This is a genomic window from Streptococcus halitosis, from assembly GCF_003143695.2.
GTDB lineage: Bacteria > Bacillota > Bacilli > Lactobacillales > Streptococcaceae > Streptococcus > Streptococcus halitosis.
The window spans coordinates 32,704-54,976 of record NZ_QEMY02000005.1 but is presented as its reverse complement, the minus strand read 5'-3'; the positions used below and the strand labels follow the sequence as shown (position 1 = coordinate 54,976).

Sequence of the window (22,273 nt, the reverse complement as noted above, 5' to 3'; positions counted from 1 at the left end):
TCAAATCCTGCTCCCGCAATATTGGCTCGGTAGCTCAGTTGGTAGAGCAATGGATTGAAGCTCCATGTGTCGGCGGTTCGATTCCGTCTCGCGCCATATTTTATTTATAACTTGGAAGGGTAGCGAAGAGGCTAAACGCGGCGGACTGTAAATCCGCTCCTTCGGGTTCGGGGGTTCGAATCCCTCCCCTTCCATTGCTTTAGTTACGGGCATAGTTTAAAGGTAGAACTAAGGTCTCCAAAACCTTCAGTGTGGGTTCAATTCCTACTGCCCGTGTTAATATGATTATGGCGGGTGTGGTGAAGTGGTTAACACACCAGATTGTGGCTCTGGCATGCGTGGGTTCGATCCCCATCACTCGCCTATTTTATATTATTGGGGTATAGCCAAGCGGTAAGGCAAGGGACTTTGACTCCCTCATGCGTTGGTTCGAATCCAGCTACCCCAGTTACTATTTGCCGGCGTGGCGGAATTGGCAGACGCGCTGGACTCAAAATCCAGTGTCCGCAAGGACGTGCCGGTTCGACCCCGGCCGCCGGTATAGTTTAAGTTTGAGAAACGTTTATTTAACAGCGTTTCTTTTGCTTTTTGGTCAACTTTTGGTCACCCGAAGTCCTACTTAGATAAACTCTTTAAAACATTGCGTACTTTATTATTCTCTATTTCAGCTTTTTCCTTGATTAGATGACCATATGTTTCAGTGATTTCTGTAATATCTTTATGTCCCATTAGCTTCGATACAGCCCAAATGTCAACGCCCATTGCTAACATGGTTGAACAGTAGGTATGGCGTAACCCTGTACTTGTCATATTATTAGGGAAGATACGTAACATTTTTAAAATTTGTTTTAAGTGCTTATTAATGCCTGCATTGGTTACCATATTATGTTTTATATCAATGAAGATCATATTCTCATCATTTGCAATGGCACCATTCTCAATGAAGACTTCTTGTTCTTGTTTTAATTTCTGAAGAACTGCTAATGTAACCTCATCAATGGGGATGGTTCGGATAGAGTCGTCTGTTTTTGCTTTTGACCAGCGATGACGAACGGTATCATATCGACGATATGTTTTAATTTCTGAAGTATTCCATAAAATACAGTCCCAAGTCAATCCTGCAACTTCTCCTGCACGGAGTCCAGTTTTTAGTTGGATCAATAGTAAGTGTGGGATGATTGATGTAGATAAATCTAAGTTTTCTTCTAAGTAACTGACCAGTTTTTGATAATCCTTAAAACTATGAATATATTTATCTTCTTTACGTTTCTTAGGAGGACGACCAGATAAAATAACACCTTCTGTAAAATCTTCCATATTAAGCTTATCACGTTTAGCAAAGATAATGACATTTCGGATTTCCGCATTCATTCTACTTACGTTATCACGACAATTTGTTTCAGCGTATTTATTGATAAAAGCTTGATATTCACTAGCTTTTATCTGAATCGCTGGCTTATCTTCAAATTGTGCTTTGATGAATTTTCCACGTATCATATGCTTATTTATGGTTGTATCAGCTTTGCCAAGTGGTTTTACAGTCAGTTCTAACCATTTTTCCCATAGACCATAAAAAGTAATATTTTTGTCTATGATCGCCCCTTGCATTAATTTTATTTCAATGCTAAGTGCTTCAATCTCAGCTTCACGCTTGGTTTTAAATCCAGAATTAGATGCGACTACCTTTTTATTCTTATCAAAGATTCGATAATCCCAAGTTTTATTTTTACCTCTTTTTCTATATGAAATTGCCATTGATTACCTCTTTCTAAAAGCGATAACCAAGATATTATCTTGGTTATCATATCACAAATCAAAAATTTCTGCAAAATGTTCTTCAAAATATTTTTTGGCTTTACTTGCTAAAAAATAGTAACGTCCGCCTTGGTTTTGAGGATATTTCACAAATCCATCTTTGTTCTTGTCAATATCAATTTTTGAGCGAATGGTTGGCTTGTATAGAACGTTTTCTAATAACCATGGACGAGACACAGAAAGCATCTCTAAAACCTCATTTAAGGTCAAATAACGTCCTTGTGTGGCTTCCTTTGTTAAATGATCATAATCATCTTTAGAAATGATAATATGGCTTTTAGGCAGCTGTATTGTAATAGGATTGAGTTTTAATTCAAATTGTGTAATCATAATGTATTCCTTTCGTTTGTAGGCTCATACTGATATTGGATGTTGAAATACTCACTGACAAAATCCATTAAGCGGTTCATCAACCACCTTGGATTGTCCTTTTGAGAATTCAAACATTCTAAAACTTGTTCAGAGCTCATCATAAGAATGTCAGTTAAAAAGTAGTCATAGCAGTTGAATCCTGTTTCATATTCAAGTGCTGCTTCGATTTGTTCAATTTCAAATAATAGGTAAATTAGTTCAGTTGTTGTTATTTTTATCATTTTGCTTTACCTCATTGTCATGATATGAGATAATCAAGTAAGAAGTTAGCTTACTTGACTAATCTTCTAGATTTTTTGGGTTGTCGTTTGAATCACTTTGGTCGGTAGATTTTACGGCAACTTTTTTGGTTTGTTTAGAATTAATGTGATTGTTTTGGATTTCTGCTAATAATTCTTGAGCTATCAGAGTCAATTCATCTTCAGAATCTTTTGTGATAGGTTCTAACTTCCAAACCTTAATTTTCTGAAATTGCAACTTTGCTTTTTCTTTTAAATCACGGATTGAATTGTAGTACCATAATTCAATATTGAGCTTGTTGTAGTCGTCATGATACATTTTTAAGATATAGCGAATACGCCGCATCAACTGATGATATTCTCTCTTTTTAGGAAACCAAGCATCAACCCAATCAAAATATGATTCTGAGTTGGTCATAATCGTTAAATCATTGATGATATAGGCATCTTTAAAACGTGAACTGAGCTGATTGGCTGAATTCGGTTCTAAAATTTGAAAGAGCTCACGATATGACATGCCGCATGATGCATCAAATTCATTGATGATCATTGTTTTTTGACCTTTGTAGCCCGAACCTAAATCAAAGCGTTTTTTATTTATTGAAGGTATATGAGCACCTAATCTGTCATGTTGTTCCGCAATAAGTCGTGCTAGAAATGATTTTCCGCTATTACCTGATCCTTGTATATAGATTCCGTTATGGTTACGTTCCCCACGACTCATACGTTCAAACTCTTTCTGAATGTACTCTAAGCGGTTTTCTTCAAATTGCCGTTTATTTTGATTCCATGCCTTTTGTGCGGTTCGTTGAGTGAATTGTTCAAACAAATCTTTTTTTGCTTCTAGTGGTAGTAATCCATCTGATGAAATTTGATAGCTAAGATCTAAGCAATACTCATCAACTTCCGAGCCATCATCAGATTGTTCTTTGTTATGGTTTTTGATTTCCCCCGTAATTGAGTTGATATAATTGCCATTCGGTGATTGAATAACTTCGTCAACATTGTAGGGATATTTCCCCTCAGCCATATTTCGCTCATTTCTATGTGTCAAGTATCTACAAGCTTTGATTACGCTCCGTACAAATTCAAGATTTTCCTCACGTGAAATCTGGAGCGATTTATAAACGGATTGATAGCTGTGAGCATGCTTGAAAATGATAACGAAATGAACGTGCAGGCATTTAGGTGTTCCGTCTTCTTTTTTATCTTTATCATGATAGATATAGTAGTAAACATCTTCATCATGTTTACAGAGTGCTTTGATACGCTTATCAATCGATTTTTTGAAATCACATTCTTTGAGCTTAGGATCAGCGTTTTTCTCATATTCATAAGAAATTTGACCAAAGAATTTACGTTTGCGAGTGTTTGGATCAATCGCTTTCTTTTTAACCATGTTGAGGTCTCCTTTGTATTTTTTTGACACAAAATGATTGTGATGTGTCATTTTGTTAAGATAGATTTGATTGTTTTTTGGACGCCACAGACGGAGAAAAATGTGGCGTCCAAAAATATCAAATAGGGTTCAAAATTTGGCACAACACAGATTCAAATGTTGTTCCAAAAGTTAAGGATTAGACGTGGATTGTCCCTGTGCTTTTCGTTTCTTAATGCCGTACAGATATGCTTTTTCAAATGTGCTAATCTTTTCAAGTCCATGTTTGTGCATATTAATATTCCAAAAGCGTCTCGGCTTAAAGAATTTAATGTCTGATGTCATGATATAAGCACTGAATCGTGGAGCATGATTGTCAATATTATCTGTTTCTCCGAAGACCATGCGAGCTAGTTCATCTGTAATAGCACCATTTGAAAGACAGATGCGAACCCCTAAATTGTCCCTGATAGCAGTAGAAAGCAATTCAGATCTAGGCTGCTGCATGCAGATACAGATATATACTCCACTACTACGTGAACGAGATACGATAGATAAAACTAAATCTTGTACTCTTTTTCGCTTTTTGGTATCAGTGATGCTTGAAAGCATTGCACTGTACTCTTCGATAATGCAGAGCTTCATTCGCATCTCTTTGCCAAAATTGACAAAAGTTGCACCAGTAATATCTTCCCTCGCGGATAATTGAGCAATTTGTTGTTCACGCTTGATGACTAAGTCAAGTAAAGTTTCAAAATAAGCTAGGATTTCTTCACTATTGGATATAATTGTACCTTTAGGTAAAAAGCTCCACGAACTGAACTCTGACTTTACATCAAAGATTGTCAGATCAACATCTTCATTGAACATGAATACCTGTGCAAGCATAGATTTTAAAAACGTTGTTTTGGAGCTATTTGTATTTCCGACCAATAATAAATGAGGAGATTGCAGCAATGAAAAGGTCAAGTCTTTTTCAACTGTAATTTCAAAATCATTAGCTGGTTTTAATTCTGTGATTCGTCTTGGCGTCAGCTGTCTTGCTTTAGCTTCTACGATATCATCAAGCAAATAGACAAATTCTGTATTATCCTCAGATAACCAGTAATCAAGGACGATCAAAGACCGATTTTTACCTATTAAACACGCTGAAAGCATGTCCGCAAATTTTTCTAAATCATCAGTAGTTTGGTCAGCTAATTTATTGATAGTAACTGTAATGCGCCTGCTTTGCTTCGAGAAGCACGCAGTCGCTTTTGAAACATCTATGAATTTGCTGCCGACTTTGCGATTAGCAGTTGCCGAATCTTTCAATGCTTTGTGAGCCTGACGCTCTATCAATCTTAATTGACGATATTGAGAAAATGAATCCGCTGCTTTAACACGATAAAGGAAACGCAAGAGTAATGAACCATTAACGAGAAGCAAGACAGCTGAGCCAAATATCATGAGATAGAATGCCCATCTACTGTGAGCCATAATCAGCTCTAGTTCAACTGCTTTCCTCATCAACCATTCGCCAACAAATCCTGTGATAAGTAAGCCTGCTCCAAAGAATTGAAGCAGGGTTACTAAACTAGGATAAGCTCGCATCATGTAACCCAAGTGAGAGTTTAAACGATATCTAATCATAACTTCTTACAGAGTTCTTCCATTTCAGCCCACATTTTCTGACGCAATAGTTCAAAATACATGTATGTCCGAATGAAATCTGTATAGCGACCGTTTGAATAAGCTAGGCTTAGATTGATAAAATCATTAATGATTTCTTTGTCTTCTGTGCGTAAATAGCTTGCGAACAGGTTTCGAACTTCACGAGGAAGATCATCAGCTGACAAGTCTGCTAGTTCTTCATGAATATTATCCATTTGTTTGACCTCCTGTTGGCCGTGTCACGTTGACTTCTTTGAGTTGTAATAGTGGCTTAGCACTTACCAATTCAGTCAACCAGTATCCGCTATTCTTAAATGAGTATCCATATGCGGTAATTTCATAAACCACTAATGGTTCAATAGAAAGAGGCTGATCAATTGGAGATAACAAAGTTACAGTCTTGCATTCTTGACCAACTGTTGCAAATTGGTATTTAAGCTTTGAAGCTGTATCTTCTTTTTTATCGTAACCACGATTATCTTTAACCTTTTGTCCGTTCTTATCACGAAGGTACTCTTTGTAAGGTGTTGCAACTGAACCTAGATTCACTGCTGTGACATTGATAGTCTCTTCAGAAGACTTATTAGCATTTGATACGATTTGATTAAATGTAGACATGATAATTCTCCGCTTCCAATATAGGAAGGTTTCTAATAAAATTATTTTGTAAATAGTTGAACGTTCTTTATTTACAATACTAGTTTACCACAAAAAAGTTATACGACAATAGTATAAAAAACAGAAAGTTAAACACTTCACATGTATAACTTTTTGTGTTATAATAATCTTGTACTTATAATAAAGGAGTAGCGTATAATGCATAACATAAAAGAAATGATTTATAGATTCACATTAGATTCTATCCCACAAAGAGTATTGGACTATCAGGAAAAGTATCGGAAAGAGCATCCTAAAGAAAAAAAATATTTCCTATATCAATTTTTATATGATAAAACTATAGCCAACAATAATCAGAAGATTATTAAAGAAAATAAAGGAGACTATCAAGATGAACCGTACTATGGTTTATCTAAAGAGTCTGCGAAGCAACGAATGACTTGTATCAAAAAAGGAGAGCGTAAAAAGATGAGCCCCACCCCTATTAGGCTTATAGCTGAGAATATGAAGATTTCGGTATCTGAATTGTTGTGGGGAAAAGAAAAAGACTGGAAGACACTTCTCCCAGCTCTGTTTTATCTTGTAATTTTTGATGCATTGAATCATATTAATAAGGGTACAAAAGAAAAGTTCTCTCTTCAAGAGAGAGCTATTGAAGTCTTAAAGCCATCCGTCGTTTTTGCATCTGAATTGGCTAAAAAAGAAATTGAATCTGATTTCTCATTTGAAAGTATTTCTTTTGATATTCATGATAAAAAGTTAGCTCAAGTAATTTTTCGACTATATCAGCCCGAGATTGAGCAACAATTTTATCAATTATTTAAACAAGTGTTTATTGACAGTGATTATGAGTTAGGCTATTTAGATGCTAAACTTAAAGTATTTGCTCATCAAGTGATTGATGAGATTGAGCAATGGAATGAGAAACAGACTGCAATCATTTCAGATTCCCTTGGTTATCAAATTTATCAAACCTATAATTTATACTATTCACATGAAATGCGAGAATATAGGAGTACTTTTGCAATAAAAAGTGATAGTCGATATTCAAAGTTAAAGCTTTCACACTATTTAGATAAAGAACAACAGATGATTGTACAATCCATTGAACGTTTTGTATCAGATTTAGAGAAGGTTCAGTCGTTGCAAGATAGTCGATTAGGATATCGTAAAACTGATAAAAAATTGTTCAAAATAGGATTTGATTTAACAGGATTTGATAAAGAATATTTTCAGGTAACAGAAGTTCAAATTGAACCGAAGCAGCTTACTCTCGATGAAATAAATGAAGATATTGAAAAGGCATATAAAGACAAAGCTTTACCTATGTAAATAGAATAAAAGAAAACCGCTAGGATTTAGTCTTAGCGGTTTAGTTTATCTTATAATAAATGTTAGAAGAGTTCTTTGCCTGTTTTATTTAATTTATGACAATGATAAGTAAAAGCTTTGATAAAATTGGAGTAGTAGTTTATATCAATAAATTTTGCACTTTCAAGATAGTTGAAAAGGTTTTTTGCTAAAGCGATTGCTTCAGGCTTGTTCCAACGAAATTGATTGTATACATGTTCTACTTCAAGGAACATGAGTGGTGTGGATAAATAACCTCTTTCAAATGTTTGCAATGATTTTATTTTTTTAATAATATCATCCGCCTTAGCGTAGTAACCAAGTTCTGAAAAATGTTTAGCTGTAAAGGTTAGACCGTTCAAAATACGAATATGAGTGTCAGTGTTGGCACTTTGTGCATACATGAGGAGGAGTTGTTTAGACATGTGTTCAACAAGTTCAAGTGGGCAATGATTGATGATACGACAGTAAATCTCCAGTTCAGCACTATTAAATGTTTCAATTTTCATTAAATGATTGATAATATGCTGAATTTTCGCTACAGTTTCATCTGTTTTAGAAATAGTGGGGTAATGTCCTAGTTTAATTGATTTTAATAGTATATCAGCTTGTAGAGGGTTGTCATTTAAATAAGTATCAAATAATTTTTCATATACAGTGGCATAAGTTAAAATATCTTCTTCATTCTTAACATGCTTCGCAAATTCAATAGAAGGAAATTCCATACAGTCGCCACCTTGGTTGGCATAAGCTGTTGCAAAATCATTCCATTCTAATCCTAAAACAATGAGTAATCTACTAAAGTTTTCAAGAGAAATACCTTTTTCCCCTTTTTCAAAGCGACTTAGAAATTGAGGGGATACAATATTGGCGGCTGCTTCCTTCAAGCTAAGTCCTCTACTCTCTCGCAACTGCTTAAATGTCTGTCCAAATGGGTATAAATCTGTCATAGTCATCTCCTTTTGTTTTTCAATATTATTATACCGTAAAATAGGTTGAAATAAGATGTAAAACCTACCTATAGGTTCAAAAAAAGGGAAACTCCCCAATTATTCGGTTTGTTTTGAAAAAAATGAACCTATAGGATAAAATCGAGAAATTACATTAATTATTTCTGTTAAAATACTCCTGAGAGTTAACTGGTAAAACAGCTGACAAATCTCTTGTTATACTACATATAACAAGGTTTGACTTTACAGCCAAACCTACCTTAATAGCAATAAAGGAGAATTTTATGGCAAAGAATACAATCAAAACCATCGCAGCAACTACTGCAATCACCCTTGCAGCCGTTGGTACACCAGCATTTGCTGATGAAGTAACACCAAAAGTTAACGCATCTAATAAATCTATCATTAAGACAGATCCATCAACAGGTGCGACTACTGAACCACATAAAGTGACATCTGATGAGGTCAAAAATAACGTTGATGCTCAGAAAAAAAATGTTGCTACTGCTCAATCTCAAGTGAACAACGCTACTGCTAACGCAACTGCTGCTGACCAAGCACAAGCTAAGGCTCAAAATGAAGCAAATGCAGCAAATCAAGCTGTCAAAAACGCTGAAGCAAACGCAGCAAAAGCAACACCAAAAAATATCGCAGCTAACCAAGCTGACCAAGCAGCAAATCTTGCTGATCAAAAAGCTAATGCTACAGAAACAGCTACTACTGATGCAAAAATTGCAACACAAACTGAAGCTGTAAACAATGCTCAAACAGATGTGTCTAATGCTGAACAAGCTCTTAAAGACGCTAACGCTGATGTTTCTGCTAAAGAAGCCCAAGTTCAATCAGCTAAAAACGCAATTTCAGGAACTGGACTTGCTCAAGTTGAAGATAAACTTGATGAAGCTAAAGCTCAAACAAAATCTACTGAAAAGAATGTCACTAATGCAGAAACTGCTTTGACTGATGCTAAGAAAGCTGACCAAAAACGTCAAGACGCAATCAACACTGCTCAAGCAGACGTTGACGCTAAAACAACTTTAGTTAACGAAACTAAAGACAACCTCACATCAGCCACTCAAAAAGCTAATGATGCTACAGCTACACTTTCTCAAGCTGAAGATAAACTAGCTAAAGCTACTAAAGCTCTAGATAGCGTTGATATTGTCAAAATTCCAGATTTGACTCAATTCAAAGAAGATAAAGCTTCAGGTGACGATGACTTCATGACTGACTCTGGTGCTACAGCTATTGAAAACACAGACGTTTCAATTGGCAAAAATGCAAAAGATGAACCTGTTGATATTGACAATCTAACTCAAGCTCAAAAAGAAGAAATCTCTCACTTATATGTTCAAGCATTGAATCAAATTCGTAGAAAACTTGGTGTGACAAACGATACATCAGTCACAAAAGAAATGATTGACGTTGCATCAAATCGTGCTAAAGCATATAAAGAAAGAGCTCAAAGTCCACTTACACATGGACACATCAGTTTGTTAGCTGGTCAAAATCTTACTGCTAGAACAGAAAATCTTGCTGGTATCGCATCTAAATCAGAACTAAAAACCATGTACGATTTGAAAAAGGCTGTTATTGATGCATTAATGCGTACATCATTTGCTGACGCACCATCAAAATGGGGACATTTGGAAAATAATCTTTCTAGTGCTTCAAATGTTGGTCTTGATATTGCAAACATCAATGGACAATATTGGCTAGTAATGGTTACCGCAGACAAAGGTGAATCAATCACTAACCCAAACAATGCTGAAGCAATTCAAAAAGCTTATGAAGACGCTAAAGCTGAAAAAGCTACAGCTCAAACTGCTTCAGAAAACGCAAATGACGCTCTCAAACAAGCATCTGCTGATTATGCTAACGCTCTAGAACTTAAAACTTCAGCTGAAAAGACATTAACTGACGCTACTGCTACACCTGTTCAAACAGCTGTTGCTGAAAACAACTTGCGTCTTGCAAAACTTGCTCTTGAAAGCGCACAAAAACGTCAAGCTGAAGCTCAAAAAGCAGTTGATAACTTCTCAGCGGACCTTGCTTCTAAGAAACAGGCTCTTGATGATGCTAAATCAGCTCTTAAATCAGCTAAACGTGTTCAAGAACAAAAAGTTCAAGCTCTTGCTGATGCAAAAACTAAACTCACAAAACAAGAATCAAAACTTGAAGCTCTTAAAGCTCAAAAAGCTAAATTAGTTGAAGAAAAAGACCGCTTGGTTGCAGAAGCAAAAGCACTTGCTACTGAATTGAAAGGCTACTTAGAAGCTCCAGCAATTCTTGCCGCTGCACAAACAACCGCTTCAGAAAAGGATACAGCCCTTAAAGATGCAATGACAAAAGCTAAAGCTGCTCATACTAAGCTTAAAGAATTACAAGCAAAACTTGCTGAAGAACAAGCTAAACTAGCTGAACTACAAACAAAATATGACCGTCTAAAAGACTTAGAAGACAAGGCTAAAGATAATAAAATTATTACCTTACCTGACGGAACTATCATTGCAATTCCTAACACAGCACCAACTGCTGAAGAACTTTCAGAATTTGACATTAACAGTTTGAACAAAGGACTTGACGATAATAAGATACTCGCTATTGATGACAAAGGCAATGTTACTGTTAATGGTCAAGCGTACACAAGTCAACAACAAGCATCAAGTAAGCCAATTTATTCACGAGTAGAACGAGCAAAAACACTACCGGAGACAGGTGAACATGAGAGTTGGTTAGCTATATTCGGTGTAACTATTCTATCTGTTGTTTGTGCAGTAGGAAGCAGAAAAAAGAATTAATTAGTGAATAAATTAATCAAAAATTAAAAGATAATTACATAATAAAAAAGAGGTTGAAATGAACGAGATAAAAGAATTTTTTATGAAGGTTGTTAATTGGTTTAAAGAGCTTTTAAAATTAAAGCAGATAATAGTAGTAGGGATAGCAATAATATCTGTGATGTTTGCTGGTAGCTTTTTAATCAAGAGTGACTTGGACGGAAGTTATTCTGGTGAAAAAGGTGGAATTACTATAGTAGTGTCAATACATGGTAACGAAGGCAATCTGGTAATGATTAAAGGTGATGAAAAACATGAAGGAAAAATTGAAAAGATTAATTCAGCTACAAAAACTTTCACATTAAAAGACCCGGATAGGGACTTGACTACAGAAATGACTTTTAGGAAGGAAGGTGACATTTTAAGACTTTCTGATGGTAGCAGTGATGATGAATTGATATTAATCAAAAAATAGAAGACTTAAAAATCAATAAGAGGAAGGAAATATTATGAAATATAAGAATATTTTAATTGGTACAACAATTTTAGGGCTTGTTACTTTTTTACTACCGGTTGTCACTGGTCGAGATATGTCACTTGCTCCGATGAGCAGGGCAGTTGCTAGCTATTTACGGTTACCATCACCCGTGATTTTATTTATTTTATGGTATGGAGCATTTTCGATTGCTTTAATATTATCTTTAGTCAATATTAAATCGATAATCTTTAGTAGAATCAGATTTGTAATTATCATATTGTTAAATATTTATGCTATCGCGGTACATTTAGCGATCACAAGTGAATTGATAGGAAGAACGGGAGCGTTAGGTTTTGGAGGAATAATTTATTATCTTAGCGCTGTAGCAAATATATTTGTATGTATTTTACTTTTTAAAGATGGTGAAATAAATATAAAGAAAGAAATTGATAGTCATAAGTCAGATTCTTAAAAATTTCAATATTTAAAAGAAAACTAGAGTGGTTAGGATTTTGAGAACTATCAAATTAAAATCTTAATAGTTAGTTAAACAACAGTTTTATTAGTTGATATATAATAAAAATCTTCTTACTCGAGAAAGTAAGAAGATTTTTAATGCGTAAAATAGTTGTTGGTCAACTTTTGGTCAACTTCTCAATTTTGAATATTAACTAGCGTGTGATAACATCTTGATTTAATCGCTTTTTGGTTATTTATTTTAACTTATTTTAACGCTAGTTTGTTGGCCACCGGTATAGTAATAATGACAAGGTTTCTAGGCCTTGTCTTTTCTTTTATCTGATTATCTGTATTTGCTTGAGTTACTAAAAATAGCTCTTTGTCAACTGTAGTGGGTTGAAGTCAGCTAAGATCGAGAAAGGACGAATTTTGTCCTTTCTTTTTTGATGTTAAGAGCGATGAAAATCCGTTTTTGAACTTTTCAAAGTTCCTAAAACTAATGGCATTTCGCTTGATAAGTTTGATGAGATTATTAGTCGCTTCTAATTTTGCATTAGAATAGGGTAACTGAAGAGCGTTGAGGATTTTCTCTTTGTCCTTGAGGAAGGTTTTAAAGACAGTCTGAAAAAGAGGATGAACCTGCTTTAGATTCTCCTCGATGAGCCTGAGCCTAGAAATTCGAAAGCGAAGCTGTTTAGCTAAGTCATAGTAAGGACTAAACATATCCATCGTAATGATTTTCACCTGACAGCGAACGATTCTATCGTAGCGAAGAAAGTAATTTCGGATGATAGTTTGTGTGGTTACTTACAGTTTACACCAATGAAACGCTATGAGTTTTTTGTTGCACTATATTTTACAATTTATCACACAAAAATAGGCTCCATAATATCTATAGGGGATTTACCCACTGCAAATATTATAGAGCCTTATTTTTGAGTGCCATTCTAATCTTTTTTGCTTAGATTTTTGGTATAATATTATTTATTCACAATTTATTTTGATTATGAAAGTGTTGGTATTTGATGTCTCGCTCTGTTGAATTACTAAAGAAACGTTACTTAAAGAATATAAAAGAGAACCCAGATTTATTTATTGGGATTGAGTTAGAATTTCCTATTGTAAATTTAGAGGGTAAAGCTACAGATGGTGAAGTTGTTAAGGATCTCTTTCGGTATTTACCATCAGTACTGGGCTTTACTATCGAAAAAGTGGATGATTTTGGGAATCCAATTCAGTTACTTGATCTAGTCAGCCAAGATACGATCTTGTTTGAGGTTGCTTATACGACAATTGAGTTTGCATTCGGAAAAGCTGAATCTATCCAAGAGGTAGAAGAACGCTTTAACTTCTATATGGCTACGATTCAGAATAAGTTAGGTGAAGCTAATCATGCTATTGTTGGCTGTGGCCTTCATCCTAACTGGGATAAAAATGAGAATTGTCCAGTGGCTTTTCCCCGCTATCAGATGTTGATGGATTATTTGAACTTAAGTAGAAGTAAGACTAGTAGAGGTTTACACGATTTTCCTGAGTATGGAGCCTTTATCTGCGGTAGTCAGGTTCAACTGGACGTTTCAAGGTCCAACTACCTGCGTGTTATCAACGCTTTTACTCAGATTGAAGCTGCCAAAGCTTATTTGTTTGCAAATTCTGAGTTTTCGGGGGCAGATTGGGATACCAAAATTTCGAGAGATATTTTTTGGGAAGAGTCCATGCATGGTATCTATCCAGAGAACATTGGTGTCAATGCTAGACTCTTTAAAGATGAGGATGATTTTTTGGATTACCTAAATCATTCTGCGATTTTTACAGCAGAGCGGGATGGTGAAACCTATTATTTTTATCCAATTCGAGCAAAAGATTACTTAGGAACCCCTGAAATTCATGCCTTTGCTCTTGATGGGGAGGAGATTCTTCTTTATCCTCAGGAGAAGGATTTTGAAACTCATCGTAGTTATCAGTATCAAGACTTAACGACTCGAGGAACAGTTGAGTTTCGTAGTGTGTGTACTCAGCCACTTGATAGGACTTTTACTTCAGCAGCTTTTCACTTGGGCTTGTTGGTTCATTTAGACAAGCTTGAGGCTTACTTGCGAACTGCTCCTTTTTTTACCACAGCTGGTCGTGATTATAAGCTTTTAAGACGACAATTTTCTAAAAAACAACTCACAGATGAAGAAGAAGCTGCGGTTCTCGAGTTTTCTAAAGATTTACTCACCCTAGCTGAGGAAGGACTGGAGAAAAGAGATAAGCAAGAAATGGTTTATTTAGAGCCTTTGAAGAAAGAATTGGGATTATAATTTCTCTTATAAAGGGAGAATTTTCTGAAAAATCATGATATAATGGAAGAGACTATAGATAAAGGATAGAGATTCATGACATTAGTTTATCAATCAACGCGTGATGCCAATAATACAGTAACTGCCAGCCAAGCTATTTTGCAAGGTTTGGCGACGGATGGTGGTCTGTTTACACCACTTACTTATCCAAAGGTGGATTTGGACTTTGATACATTAAAAGATGCTTCTTACCAAGAAGTGGCTAAATTAGTTTTATCAGCATTTTTAGATGACTTTACAGCTGAGGAGTTGGACTACTGTATCAACAATGCCTACGATAGCAAGTTTGATACTCCAGCTATTGCGCCATTGGTGAAACTGGATGGGCAATACAACTTGGAATTGTTCCATGGTTCAACGATTGCCTTTAAGGATATGGCCTTGTCTATCTTGCCATACTTTATGACAACGGCCGCTAAAAAGCATGGTTTGGAGAACAAGATTGTCATTTTGACAGCGACATCTGGTGATACTGGGAAAGCTGCTATGGCGGGGTTTGCCGATGTGCCTGGAACTGAGATTATCGTCTTTTATCCAAAGGATGGTGTCAGCAAGGTACAAGAGTTGCAAATGACTACTCAGACTGGCGACAATACTCATGTTATCGCTATTGATGGTAACTTTGACGATGCGCAAACAAATGTGAAGCACATGTTCAACGATGTAGCTCTTCGTGAAAAATTGGCAGCGAACAAGTTGCAATTTTCATCAGCTAACTCTATGAACATTGGTCGTTTGGTACCACAGATTGTTTACTATGTTTATGCCTACGCTCAGCTTGTAAAAACAGGCGAAATTGTGGCGGGTGAAAAAGTCAATTTCACAGTACCAACAGGAAACTTTGGAAATATCTTGGCTGCCTTTTATGCTAAACAAATCGGTCTGCCAGTTGGCAAATTAATCTGTGCTTCAAATGACAACAATGTTTTGACAGACTTCTTCAAGACACGTGTTTACGACAAGAAACGTGAGTTTAAAGTGACAACTAGTCCATCTATGGATATCTTAGTATCTTCAAACTTGGAGCGTTTGATTTTCCATCTTTTGGGGAATAATGCGGTTAAGACAGCTGAACTCATGAATGCCTTGAGTACACAAGGACAATATGAATTGACAGACTTTGATGCAGCGATTTTGGAACTCTTTGCAGCTGAATATGCAACTGAGGAAGAAACTGCGGCAGAAATTAAACGTGTTTATCAAACAGATGCCTATATCGAGGATCCACATACGGCGGTTGCCTCAGCTGTTTATAGAAAATACCAAGCAGCTACTGGCGATGCGACTAAGACAGTGATTGCTTCAACAGCTAGTCCATACAAGTTCCCAGTGGTTGCCGTAGAAGCAGTAACAGGAAAAGCAGGCTTAACTGACTTTGAAGCCTTGGCTCAATTACATGACATTTCAGGAGTGGCAGTGCCACCAGCGGTTGATGGCCTTGAAACAGCTCCAGTTCGTCATAAAACAACAGTGGCAGCTGCTGATATGCAAGCAGCGGTTGAGGCTTATCTAGGACTTTAAGGCAGAGGGAGTAAACTCGGTTGGGAAACCAACTGAGTTTCTTTTCATCAGGAGGAGAGATTGTTTAAGAAAAATAAAGACATTCTTAATATTGCATTGCCGGCTATGGGCGAAAACTTTTTGCAGATGCTCATGGGTATGGTGGACAGTTATTTGGTCGCTCACTTGGGCTTAATCGCTATTTCAGGTGTTTCAGTGGCTAGCAATATTATCACGATTTACCAGGCGATTTTTATCGCTCTGGGAGCTGCTATTTCCAGTGTTATTTCAAAAAGTATGGGGCAGAAAGATCAGTCCAAGTTGGCTTATCACGTGACAGAAGCGCTGAAGATTACCTTGCTACTAAGTTTTCTTTTAGGGGCTTTATCCATCTTTGCTGGGCAAGAAATGATTGGACTTTTGGGAACTGAGCAGGAGGTGGCTGAGAGTGGTGGGCTCTACCTATCTTTGGTGGGTGGATCGATTGTTCTCTTGGGCTTGATGACCAGTCTAGGTGCCTTGATTCGTGCAACGCATAATCCGCGTCTACCCCTCTATGTTAGTCTTTTATCCAATGCCTTGAATATTCTTTTTTCAAGTCTAGCTATTTTTATCCTTGATATGGGCATAGCGGGTGTTGCTTGGGGGACTATCTTGTCTCGTTTGGTTGGTCTTGGGATTTTGTGGTCGCAATTAAAGCTACCTTTTGAGAAACCGACTTTTGGACTGGATAAAGACTTACTGATCTTGGCTTTGCCAGCAGCTGGAGAGCGCCTCATGATGAGGGCTGGAGATGTGGTTATCATTGCCTTGGTCGTTTCTTTTGGGACGGAGGCAGTGGCGGGAAATGCAGTTGGAGAAGTCTTGACCCAGTTTAATTATATGCCTGCCTTTGGCGTCGCTACGGCAACGGTCATGCTGGTGGCTCGAGCGGTTGGAGAGGATAATTGGAAAAGAGTAGATAATTTGAGCAAACAAGCCTTTTGGCTTTCTCTGCTCCTCATGTTGCCCTTAACTCTCAGTATCTATGCCTTGGGGACACCATTGACTCATCTCTATACGACCGACCCTGTAGCAGTCGAAGCGAGCGTTTTGGTGGCACTGTTTTCTCTATTGGGGACTCCCATGGCGACAGGGACAGTTATATATACGGCAGTTTGGCAGGGCTTGGGAAATGCTCGCCTCCCCTTTTATGCGACAAGTATTGGGATGTGGTGTATCCGTATAGGAACAGCCTATCTGATGGGGATTGTTCTTGGTTGGGGCTTGCCTGGTATTTGGGCAGGGACTCTCTTGGATAATGGTTTCCGTTGGTTATTTCTACGTTACCGTTACCAGCGTTATATGAGTTTGAAAGGATAGAAGATGCAAAAAACAGCTTTTATTTGGGATTTAGACGGGACTTTATTGGATTCTTACGAAGCGATTTTGTCAGGGATTGAGGAGACTTTTGGTCAGTTTTCTATTCCTTATGATAAGGAGAAAGTGAGAGAGTTTATCCTCAAGTTTTCTGTGCAGGATTTGCTGGTGCAGGTGGCAGAAGAGAGAAATCTGAATGCGGAAGTGCTCAATCAGGTACGTGCCCAGAGCCTGGCTGAGAAGAATGCTCAGGTAGTTTTGATGCCATGTGCGCGTGAGGTGTTGAATTGGGCAGACCAAGTAGGGATTCGGAACTTTGTTTACACTCATAAAGGGGACAATGCTTTTACTATTCTAAAGGATCTGGGATTGGAATCCTATTTTACAGAGATTTTAACCAGTCAGAGTGGCTTTGAGCGCAAGCCTAGTCCAGAAGCGGCTACCTATTTGTTAGACAAGTATCAGCTGGATCCTGAGAAGACCTATTATATAGGGGACCGGACTTTAGATGTGGAATTCGCCCAGAATAGCGGCATTCAAAGCATCAACTTTTTAGAGTCTTCTTTTGAAGGCAATCACATGATTCGAGCACTAGCAGATATTCCTCATATTTTTGAGAGTAAGTAACGAGAAGATTGTGTCAGTTGTGTGACAGAGACCTAACAAACTATTTCAAGTAATCGAGTTTGTTACAAGGAATAGACAGTTCTATTAAATAGGCCCGAGAGGGCTTTTTTTCTGCTTTTTTTGTGTTATGATAGACGGGTACTCATTTGAAAGGAATATGAACGAATGAAGAAAAGAATGATTTTTGCCTCAACAGTAGCCTTGTCATTTGCCCCAGTATTGGCAACCCAAGCAGAAGAAGTCCTTTGGACTGCACGTAGTGTTGAGCAAATCCAAAACGATTTGACTAAAACGGACAACAAAACAAGCTATACAGTTCAGTATGGTGATACCCTGAGCACGATTGCAGAAGCTTTGGGAGTAGATGTGACGGTTCTTGCTAATTTGAACAAAATCACCAATATGGACTTGATTTTCCCAGATACTGTCCTCACTACAACTGTCAATGAGGCAGAAGAGGTAACGGAAGTTGAAATCCAAACTCCTCAAGCAGATGCTAGTGAAGAAGTGACGACTGCGACAGCTGATTTGACGACAAATCAAGTGACAGTTGATGAACAAACAGTTCAAGTAGAAGACCTTTCTCAACCAATTGAGGAAGCTCCAACTGCAACAGAGACTGAAAAACCAGCAGAAGTAGCGCCAAGTTCAGAAGTTTCTGAGACAGCGACAGTTGCTGAAGAGACACCATCTACAGAAACACCTGTAGCTGAAGAAACAGCTGAAACGACTCCAGCGGAAGCACCAGTAGCAGAAACAACTCGCCCAGTTGAAGAAGCTCCACAAGTGGCGATTCCAGCTACTGAAGAAACGGCAGCAACAACTTCAGCAGAAGCACCAGTATCAGCTGCTCCAGCAACTGAAACACCTGCTGATACAACAGGAGCAAGTGCAGCAGAAGAAACAGCAGCATCAACAGCAACTTCTGACACTGCAACTTCGACTTATCAAGCAGAGCAAAGCCAAACTCCTTCAAGAACGTATTCAGCTCCAGCGGCTCCTGACTATGCAGGACTTGCTGTAGCTAAGTCTGAGAATGCTGGTCTTCAACCGCAAACGGCAGCCTTTAAGGAAGAAATCGCCAACTTGTTTGGCATCACATCCTTTAGTGGTTACCGTCCTGGAGACAGTGGCGACCATGGGAAAGGTTTGGCCATCGACTTTATGGTTCCAGTGAGTTCAGCACTTGGTGATCAAATCGCGGAATATGCAGTCAAAAATATGGCTAGCCGTGGTATCAACTATATCATCTGGAAACAACGTTTCTACGCTCCATATGATAGTAAATATGGACCAGCCTATACGTGGAATCCAATGCCGGATCGTGGTAGTGTGACCGAAAACCACTATGACCACGTTCACGTATCAATGAATTAAGAATAATAAGAAGCTATACATTTAAAAGTGTAGCTTCTTTTTGTGTAAAATAGTGTCGATAAGTGAAATAAAATCTAAAACATGTTAAAATGTAAGCGGATACAAAACTATACTAACGCTTTTAAGCATAGAGAGAAAGGATGAAGTGAATGACAAATCGATTAAAAACTCCATTTGAGAAAACAAGAGATGATTTTGAAGAGGAATTTTGTGGTGAAATTGTCGAATTCTTGATTTTTACCCTCCAAAATGTAACTGGGGCCGCTTCTTTAAAAGATGGTTGTAAAATGCCGTCCGTTCATTTTAAAGCTAGTGTCAATGTTGCAACCCAGGAATTCTCTGAACGTGAGGGACGTTTGGAATGGGTATTGACTCCTGAGGAATTTGAAGAAAAGAGATGGGGCTTTAGTTTTGAACCCTACAAAATTCATCATATCAAATGTCAAAAACGCCCCTTCATGGAGTTAGAGCCATATATGTCAGAAGTAGCTAATAACTGCTACCACTTGCTGGAATACCTAGATGACCAATCCTCAGACTCTAGGTTAGAGACCTTGATTGAAACCTATCAAAAACCGGTCATCATTCAAGACGATATTGGCGAATTCACCTTAAACAGAGCCTATTCTTGGTTTGAAGGATTCATCACTTACGAGGGTGGTAAGATTCATGCTATCTTTGCTGTGAGTGCAGATGAAAGTCTCCCTCCAAGTTCTTTTGATGATCTAAAGAAATTTATGGGAACTTTCCAAGTTCAAGATACTCGGATTAAAGACTATATTGTCAAAGAACTGTGGGAAACAGCCCAAGACTGGATAGATTCAGATGAAAATGATGTGGAGTTAACAGAAGAGTATTTTATCAACTCTCTTTCCTTGAGTGAACTATCGATCAACGAAGACGGGGAATTGACCCTCTACTATGATGATAGCGAGGAAATTTTTGCAGGCCATGCCATCGAAGTTGTCATTGATAAAGAGGGAGAAATCCTTCGAGCAGATTTGGTAGGTTAGTGCTGGATTTTATCTAGAATATAGAAATAATAGCCTTTTGGGATTGAAACCAAGAGGCTATTTTTCGTGAGTAAGCAAAATAGTTGCGTTTTTAATCTTTCTGTAATATACTTGACAAATCAATAGTTGATAAATCAAGTGTACGCAAGGAGGTAGAAATGAAAAAAATTAACGACTTACTGTACCAGCTCCATTTAACAGATCAGATGATCACTCAACTTTTTGAGAAACAATTGGGAATTAGTTTGACCCGCTATCAAATCTTGCAGTTTTTACTGCAGCAGTCACCCTGCAACCAGATTGCCGTTCAGGAGAAGTTGCAAATCGACCAGGCGGCCTTGACCCGTCATTTTAAGATACTAGAGTCAGAGGGCTATGTCAGTCGCAAGCGTAATCCGGCCAATCAGCGAGAAGTCTTAGTTGAATTAACCCAAGAAGCCAAAAATCAACTCTTAGTCAGTCCGCCTAAACATCATTTGCGAGTAAAGGAACAGATGGAGAGCATCTTATCGACAACCGAGCAGAAAGAGCTAACAACTTTACTGACGAAACTAGTGTCAGGTCTAGAAAAAATAGAATTTTAAGGAGAAAACGATGTCAATCATTACTACTATTTTAGCAACTATCGTTGCCTTGGAGCATTTTTACATTTTTTATTTGGAAAGTGTGGCTACGCAATCAGATACTACTAGTCGAGTGTTTAATGTGGATAAAGAAGAACTGGCTCGTCCTTCAGTGAGTTCATTATTTAAAAATCAAGGGATTTATAATGCCTTGATAGGTGTCTTTCTCTTGTACGGGATTTATTTCTCACAAAGTTTGGAAATGGTGACCATCTTTGTTTTATTTGTGCTTGGTGCAGCGACCTACGGTTCTCTGACAGCAGACAAGAAGATTATTCTAAAGCAAGGTGGGCCTGCTATTTTGACTCTGCTGAGTATGTTGCTTTTGAAATAAGAAAACCAGCGTCGTTCAGGACGCTGGTTTTTATATGCTCTTATCCATTTCGACGTTTACGGGCTAGTAGGGCTCTGTAAAAGAAGATGTGATTGTTTTGGATATAGGGAAGGATTGAAAAGCTAGCAATTCCAAAAGTAATCCAGTTGAGGAAGTACCAAGGGAGTAGTTGTAGGTCGAGGACAAAGCGTTGAAACTTGTAACCCTTCATCAAGAAACGGCTGGTTTTCAGGATTTGACGGGGTTTAACCTGTCCTAAATCCAGAGTGTCGCAGAGGAGGAATTCTACCTGCGAGTAAGCATAATGTTGCGGGATATAGAGGCTATTGCCCACAATCATCAAGATGAGACTCGCGAAAAAGTAGAGTCCAAAGGTCATAAGGAATTGCTCGGTTTCAACGGATGAGAGGTCTAATTTTGGAAATTCAGGATGTAGGGCGACAAATCTCCGAGCCAAGAGATTGCTATAAAAGAGAAAATAAACGCCTACTAAGTTTGGAATGCTCCATAAAAAGAGGTAGAAACGTTTGAGGAGCAGAGTTAGGAAGGTTTGCGAGAAGCGCTCTTCAGCAAAGAGGGCTAGACTTGATTTTACTGAGAGTTCTGTATCAGGATCCTTGAGGAGTCGGAGTGTCGCAAAGGCAGCACCTGCTAGAAAAATCGTGCTCAAAAAAGAAACCACTAGTGGGAAGAGATAGGCTTGGAGCACTTGTGCCAGCATGCTGAAAAAGGATTGCTCTAAAACACTTTCTTGGAGACGAGCCAAGGGGTTGAGAAAGCCTGATAAGATGACCAGTATGCTAGGTAAGAGATAGACGAGAAAGAGGCGGGGATTTTCAGCCTGAAACTGCCTCGTCTGCAGACGAATGGTTTTTAAATCAATTTTTTGGTATTTCATTCTTTCATTATACCATAGTTCGTGACAGTTCCTGGTTTTTTTGATAAAATCATACAGTATGCCTTTGGGCACAAAGTATGAACTGGGACTGTCTTTCCCAGCTTCGGA

At 37.8% G+C, this 22,273-nt stretch carries 21 protein-coding genes, 6 tRNA genes and 1 pseudogene; 18 read left to right on the top strand and 10 right to left on the bottom strand.

All coding sequences use genetic code 11. From position 1 onward, the window contains the following. The first annotated feature begins 23 nt into the window (after positions 1 to 23). From DB729_RS08935 to DB729_RS08910, 6 genes are all read left to right on the top strand, one after another. Positions 24 to 96 (top strand) — tRNA-Phe (locus DB729_RS08935). 17 nt (positions 97 to 113) lie between these two features. After that, positions 114 to 194 (top strand) — tRNA-Tyr (locus tag DB729_RS08930). An 11-nt stretch (positions 195 to 205) separates the two neighbouring features. Then, a tRNA-Trp gene (locus DB729_RS08925) sits at positions 206 to 276 on the top strand. Positions 277 to 290: 14 nt separating this feature from the next. Next, positions 291 to 363, top strand: a tRNA-His gene (locus DB729_RS08920). A gap of 13 nt (positions 364 to 376) precedes the next feature. Then, positions 377 to 448: transfer RNA gene (locus tag DB729_RS08915), tRNA-Gln, on the top strand. A 9-nt stretch (positions 449 to 457) separates the two neighbouring features. After that, positions 458 to 541: transfer RNA gene (locus DB729_RS08910), tRNA-Leu, on the top strand. Positions 542 to 615: 74 nt separating this feature from the next. Here the strand turns inward: DB729_RS08910 and DB729_RS08905 are convergent. The 7 genes from DB729_RS08905 to DB729_RS08875 all read right to left on the bottom strand — a co-directional run bounded on the left by DB729_RS08905 (position 616) and on the right by DB729_RS08875 (position 6,075). Next, positions 616 to 1,755 carry a tyrosine-type recombinase/integrase gene (locus DB729_RS08905; protein WP_109289449.1) on the bottom strand — a complete coding sequence of 380 codons (1,140 nt, stop codon included), beginning with the start codon at positions 1,753 to 1,755 and terminating at the stop codon, positions 616 to 618. Between the two features lie 51 nt (positions 1,756 to 1,806). Further along, on the bottom strand, positions 1,807 to 2,148 hold the full coding sequence (locus DB729_RS08900; RefSeq protein ID WP_425275806.1) for a DUF771 domain-containing protein: 342 nt from the start codon (positions 2,146 to 2,148) through the stop codon (positions 1,807 to 1,809). Then, positions 2,142 to 2,408: a hypothetical protein gene (locus DB729_RS08895; protein ID WP_033583886.1), complete on the bottom strand. Its 267-nt coding sequence runs from the start codon at positions 2,406 to 2,408 to the stop codon at positions 2,142 to 2,144. The genes DB729_RS08900 and DB729_RS08895 overlap by 7 nt, the downstream gene beginning before the upstream one ends. A 58-nt stretch (positions 2,409 to 2,466) precedes the next feature. After that, positions 2,467 to 3,825, bottom strand: a complete 1,359-nt coding sequence (locus DB729_RS08890) for a Rep family protein (protein ID WP_033583888.1) — start codon at positions 3,823 to 3,825, stop codon at positions 2,467 to 2,469. A 171-nt stretch (positions 3,826 to 3,996) separates the two neighbouring features. Further along, positions 3,997 to 5,436: an FtsK/SpoIIIE domain-containing protein gene (locus DB729_RS08885; protein WP_109289447.1), complete on the bottom strand. Its 1,440-nt coding sequence runs from the start codon at positions 5,434 to 5,436 to the stop codon at positions 3,997 to 3,999. Continuing rightward, the gene (locus DB729_RS08880) at positions 5,433 to 5,672 is read right to left on the bottom strand and encodes a hypothetical protein (RefSeq protein ID WP_033583892.1); all 240 of its coding nucleotides are present in this window, start codon (positions 5,670 to 5,672) and stop codon (positions 5,433 to 5,435) included. Before DB729_RS08880 ends, DB729_RS08885 begins: the two co-directional genes overlap by 4 nt. Next, complete coding sequence (locus tag DB729_RS08875; RefSeq protein ID WP_033583894.1) at positions 5,665 to 6,075, bottom strand: hypothetical protein; 411 nt, start codon at positions 6,073 to 6,075, stop codon at positions 5,665 to 5,667. Before DB729_RS08875 ends, DB729_RS08880 begins: the two co-directional genes overlap by 8 nt. Positions 6,076 to 6,273: 198 nt before the next feature. Here DB729_RS08875 and DB729_RS08870 point away from each other — a divergent pair, with 198 nt between their 5' ends. Then, entirely contained in the window at positions 6,274 to 7,407 is a 1,134-nt protein-coding gene (locus DB729_RS08870; protein ID WP_033583896.1) for a hypothetical protein, read from the top strand. A gap of 62 nt (positions 7,408 to 7,469) precedes the next feature. Here DB729_RS08870 and DB729_RS08865 read toward each other — a convergent pair whose 3' ends face one another. Beyond that, positions 7,470 to 8,375: a helix-turn-helix domain-containing protein gene (locus DB729_RS08865; RefSeq protein ID WP_033583898.1), complete on the bottom strand. Its 906-nt coding sequence runs from the start codon at positions 8,373 to 8,375 to the stop codon at positions 7,470 to 7,472. Positions 8,376 to 8,659: 284 nt separating this feature from the next. Between DB729_RS08865 and DB729_RS08860 the strand changes: the two genes are divergently transcribed. From DB729_RS08860 to DB729_RS08850, 3 genes are read left to right on the top strand one after another with little or no spacing between them, the layout of a single operon-like run. Next, a complete protein-coding gene (locus tag DB729_RS08860) occupies positions 8,660 to 11,176 on the top strand; it encodes an SEC10/PgrA surface exclusion domain-containing protein (protein WP_050589081.1) in 2,517 nt (838 codons plus the stop codon). Between the two features lie 58 nt (positions 11,177 to 11,234). Next, complete coding sequence (locus DB729_RS08855; protein WP_109289446.1) at positions 11,235 to 11,630, top strand: hypothetical protein; 396 nt, start codon at positions 11,235 to 11,237, stop codon at positions 11,628 to 11,630. A 34-nt stretch (positions 11,631 to 11,664) separates the two neighbouring features. Next, a complete protein-coding gene (locus DB729_RS08850; RefSeq protein WP_033583901.1) occupies positions 11,665 to 12,105 on the top strand; it encodes a hypothetical protein in 441 nt (146 codons plus the stop codon). 393 nt (positions 12,106 to 12,498) lie between these two features. Here the strand turns inward: DB729_RS08850 and DB729_RS08845 are convergent. Further along, a pseudogene (locus tag DB729_RS08845) lies at positions 12,499 to 12,893 on the bottom strand (transposase); the annotation flags it as partial. A 224-nt stretch (positions 12,894 to 13,117) separates the two neighbouring features. Here DB729_RS08845 and DB729_RS08840 point away from each other — a divergent pair. From DB729_RS08840 to DB729_RS08805, 8 genes are all read left to right on the top strand, one after another. Beyond that, positions 13,118 to 14,395, top strand: coding sequence for a glutamate-cysteine ligase family protein (locus DB729_RS08840; RefSeq protein WP_109289445.1), 1,278 nt, complete (start codon positions 13,118 to 13,120; stop codon positions 14,393 to 14,395). Between the two features lie 75 nt (positions 14,396 to 14,470). Continuing rightward, the gene (gene thrC / locus DB729_RS08835; RefSeq protein WP_033606371.1) at positions 14,471 to 15,955 is read left to right on the top strand and encodes a threonine synthase; all 1,485 of its coding nucleotides are present in this window, start codon (positions 14,471 to 14,473) and stop codon (positions 15,953 to 15,955) included. A 60-nt stretch (positions 15,956 to 16,015) separates the two neighbouring features. Beyond that, the gene (locus tag DB729_RS08830; RefSeq protein ID WP_109289444.1) at positions 16,016 to 17,296 is read left to right on the top strand and encodes an MATE family efflux transporter; all 1,281 of its coding nucleotides are present in this window, start codon (positions 16,016 to 16,018) and stop codon (positions 17,294 to 17,296) included. Positions 17,297 to 17,299: 3 nt separating this feature from the next. After that, positions 17,300 to 17,920 carry an HAD family hydrolase gene (locus tag DB729_RS08825; protein WP_001172845.1) on the top strand — a complete coding sequence of 207 codons (621 nt, stop codon included), beginning with the start codon at positions 17,300 to 17,302 and terminating at the stop codon, positions 17,918 to 17,920. A gap of 165 nt (positions 17,921 to 18,085) precedes the next feature. After that, on the top strand, positions 18,086 to 19,297 hold the full coding sequence (locus tag DB729_RS08820) for a LysM peptidoglycan-binding domain-containing protein (RefSeq protein ID WP_109289443.1): 1,212 nt from the start codon (positions 18,086 to 18,088) through the stop codon (positions 19,295 to 19,297). A gap of 149 nt (positions 19,298 to 19,446) precedes the next feature. Further along, complete coding sequence (locus DB729_RS08815) at positions 19,447 to 20,310, top strand: DUF2262 domain-containing protein (RefSeq protein ID WP_000184915.1); 864 nt, start codon at positions 19,447 to 19,449, stop codon at positions 20,308 to 20,310. 158 nt (positions 20,311 to 20,468) lie between these two features. After that, on the top strand, positions 20,469 to 20,894 hold the full coding sequence (locus DB729_RS08810) for a MarR family winged helix-turn-helix transcriptional regulator (protein ID WP_000723483.1): 426 nt from the start codon (positions 20,469 to 20,471) through the stop codon (positions 20,892 to 20,894). Between the two features lie 10 nt (positions 20,895 to 20,904). Then, complete coding sequence (locus DB729_RS08805; protein ID WP_033583911.1) at positions 20,905 to 21,267, top strand: DUF1304 domain-containing protein; 363 nt, start codon at positions 20,905 to 20,907, stop codon at positions 21,265 to 21,267. Between the two features lie 40 nt (positions 21,268 to 21,307). On the opposite strand, the gene DB729_RS08800 is transcribed toward DB729_RS08805, so the two are convergent. Continuing rightward, positions 21,308 to 22,165, bottom strand: a complete 858-nt coding sequence (locus DB729_RS08800; protein ID WP_109289442.1) for a DUF975 family protein — start codon at positions 22,163 to 22,165, stop codon at positions 21,308 to 21,310. Positions 22,166 to 22,273 lie beyond the last annotated feature (108 nt).

Bases quoted from the DNA above. Each gene is read 5' to 3' on its own strand.
- DB729_RS08905 (WP_109289449.1), bottom strand. From the start codon at position 1,755: ATGGCAATTTCATATAGAAAAAGAGGTAAAAATAAAACTTGGGATTAT.
- DB729_RS08895 (WP_033583886.1), bottom strand. From the start codon at position 2,408: ATGATAAAAATAACAACAACTGAACTAATTTACCTATTATTTGAAATT.
- DB729_RS08890 (WP_033583888.1), bottom strand. From the start codon at position 3,825: ATGGTTAAAAAGAAAGCGATTGATCCAAACACTCGCAAACGTAAATTC.
- DB729_RS08885 (WP_109289447.1), bottom strand. From the start codon at position 5,436: ATGATTAGATATCGTTTAAACTCTCACTTGGGTTACATGATGCGAGCT.
- DB729_RS08880 (WP_033583892.1), bottom strand. From the start codon at position 5,672: ATGGATAATATTCATGAAGAACTAGCAGACTTGTCAGCTGATGATCTT.
- DB729_RS08875 (WP_033583894.1), bottom strand. From the start codon at position 6,075: ATGTCTACATTTAATCAAATCGTATCAAATGCTAATAAGTCTTCTGAA.
- DB729_RS08870 (WP_033583896.1), top strand. From the start codon at position 6,274: ATGCATAACATAAAAGAAATGATTTATAGATTCACATTAGATTCTATC.
- DB729_RS08865 (WP_033583898.1), bottom strand. From the start codon at position 8,375: ATGACAGATTTATACCCATTTGGACAGACATTTAAGCAGTTGCGAGAG.
- DB729_RS08860 (WP_050589081.1), top strand. From the start codon at position 8,660: ATGGCAAAGAATACAATCAAAACCATCGCAGCAACTACTGCAATCACC.
- DB729_RS08855 (WP_109289446.1), top strand. From the start codon at position 11,235: ATGAACGAGATAAAAGAATTTTTTATGAAGGTTGTTAATTGGTTTAAA.
- DB729_RS08850 (WP_033583901.1), top strand. From the start codon at position 11,665: ATGAAATATAAGAATATTTTAATTGGTACAACAATTTTAGGGCTTGTT.
- DB729_RS08840 (WP_109289445.1), top strand. From the start codon at position 13,118: ATGTCTCGCTCTGTTGAATTACTAAAGAAACGTTACTTAAAGAATATA.
- thrC (WP_033606371.1), top strand. From the start codon at position 14,471: ATGACATTAGTTTATCAATCAACGCGTGATGCCAATAATACAGTAACT.
- DB729_RS08825 (WP_001172845.1), top strand. From the start codon at position 17,300: ATGCAAAAAACAGCTTTTATTTGGGATTTAGACGGGACTTTATTGGAT.
- DB729_RS08820 (WP_109289443.1), top strand. From the start codon at position 18,086: ATGAAGAAAAGAATGATTTTTGCCTCAACAGTAGCCTTGTCATTTGCC.
- DB729_RS08815 (WP_000184915.1), top strand. From the start codon at position 19,447: ATGACAAATCGATTAAAAACTCCATTTGAGAAAACAAGAGATGATTTT.
- DB729_RS08810 (WP_000723483.1), top strand. From the start codon at position 20,469: ATGAAAAAAATTAACGACTTACTGTACCAGCTCCATTTAACAGATCAG.
- DB729_RS08805 (WP_033583911.1), top strand. From the start codon at position 20,905: ATGTCAATCATTACTACTATTTTAGCAACTATCGTTGCCTTGGAGCAT.
- DB729_RS08800 (WP_109289442.1), bottom strand. From the start codon at position 22,165: ATGAAATACCAAAAAATTGATTTAAAAACCATTCGTCTGCAGACGAGG.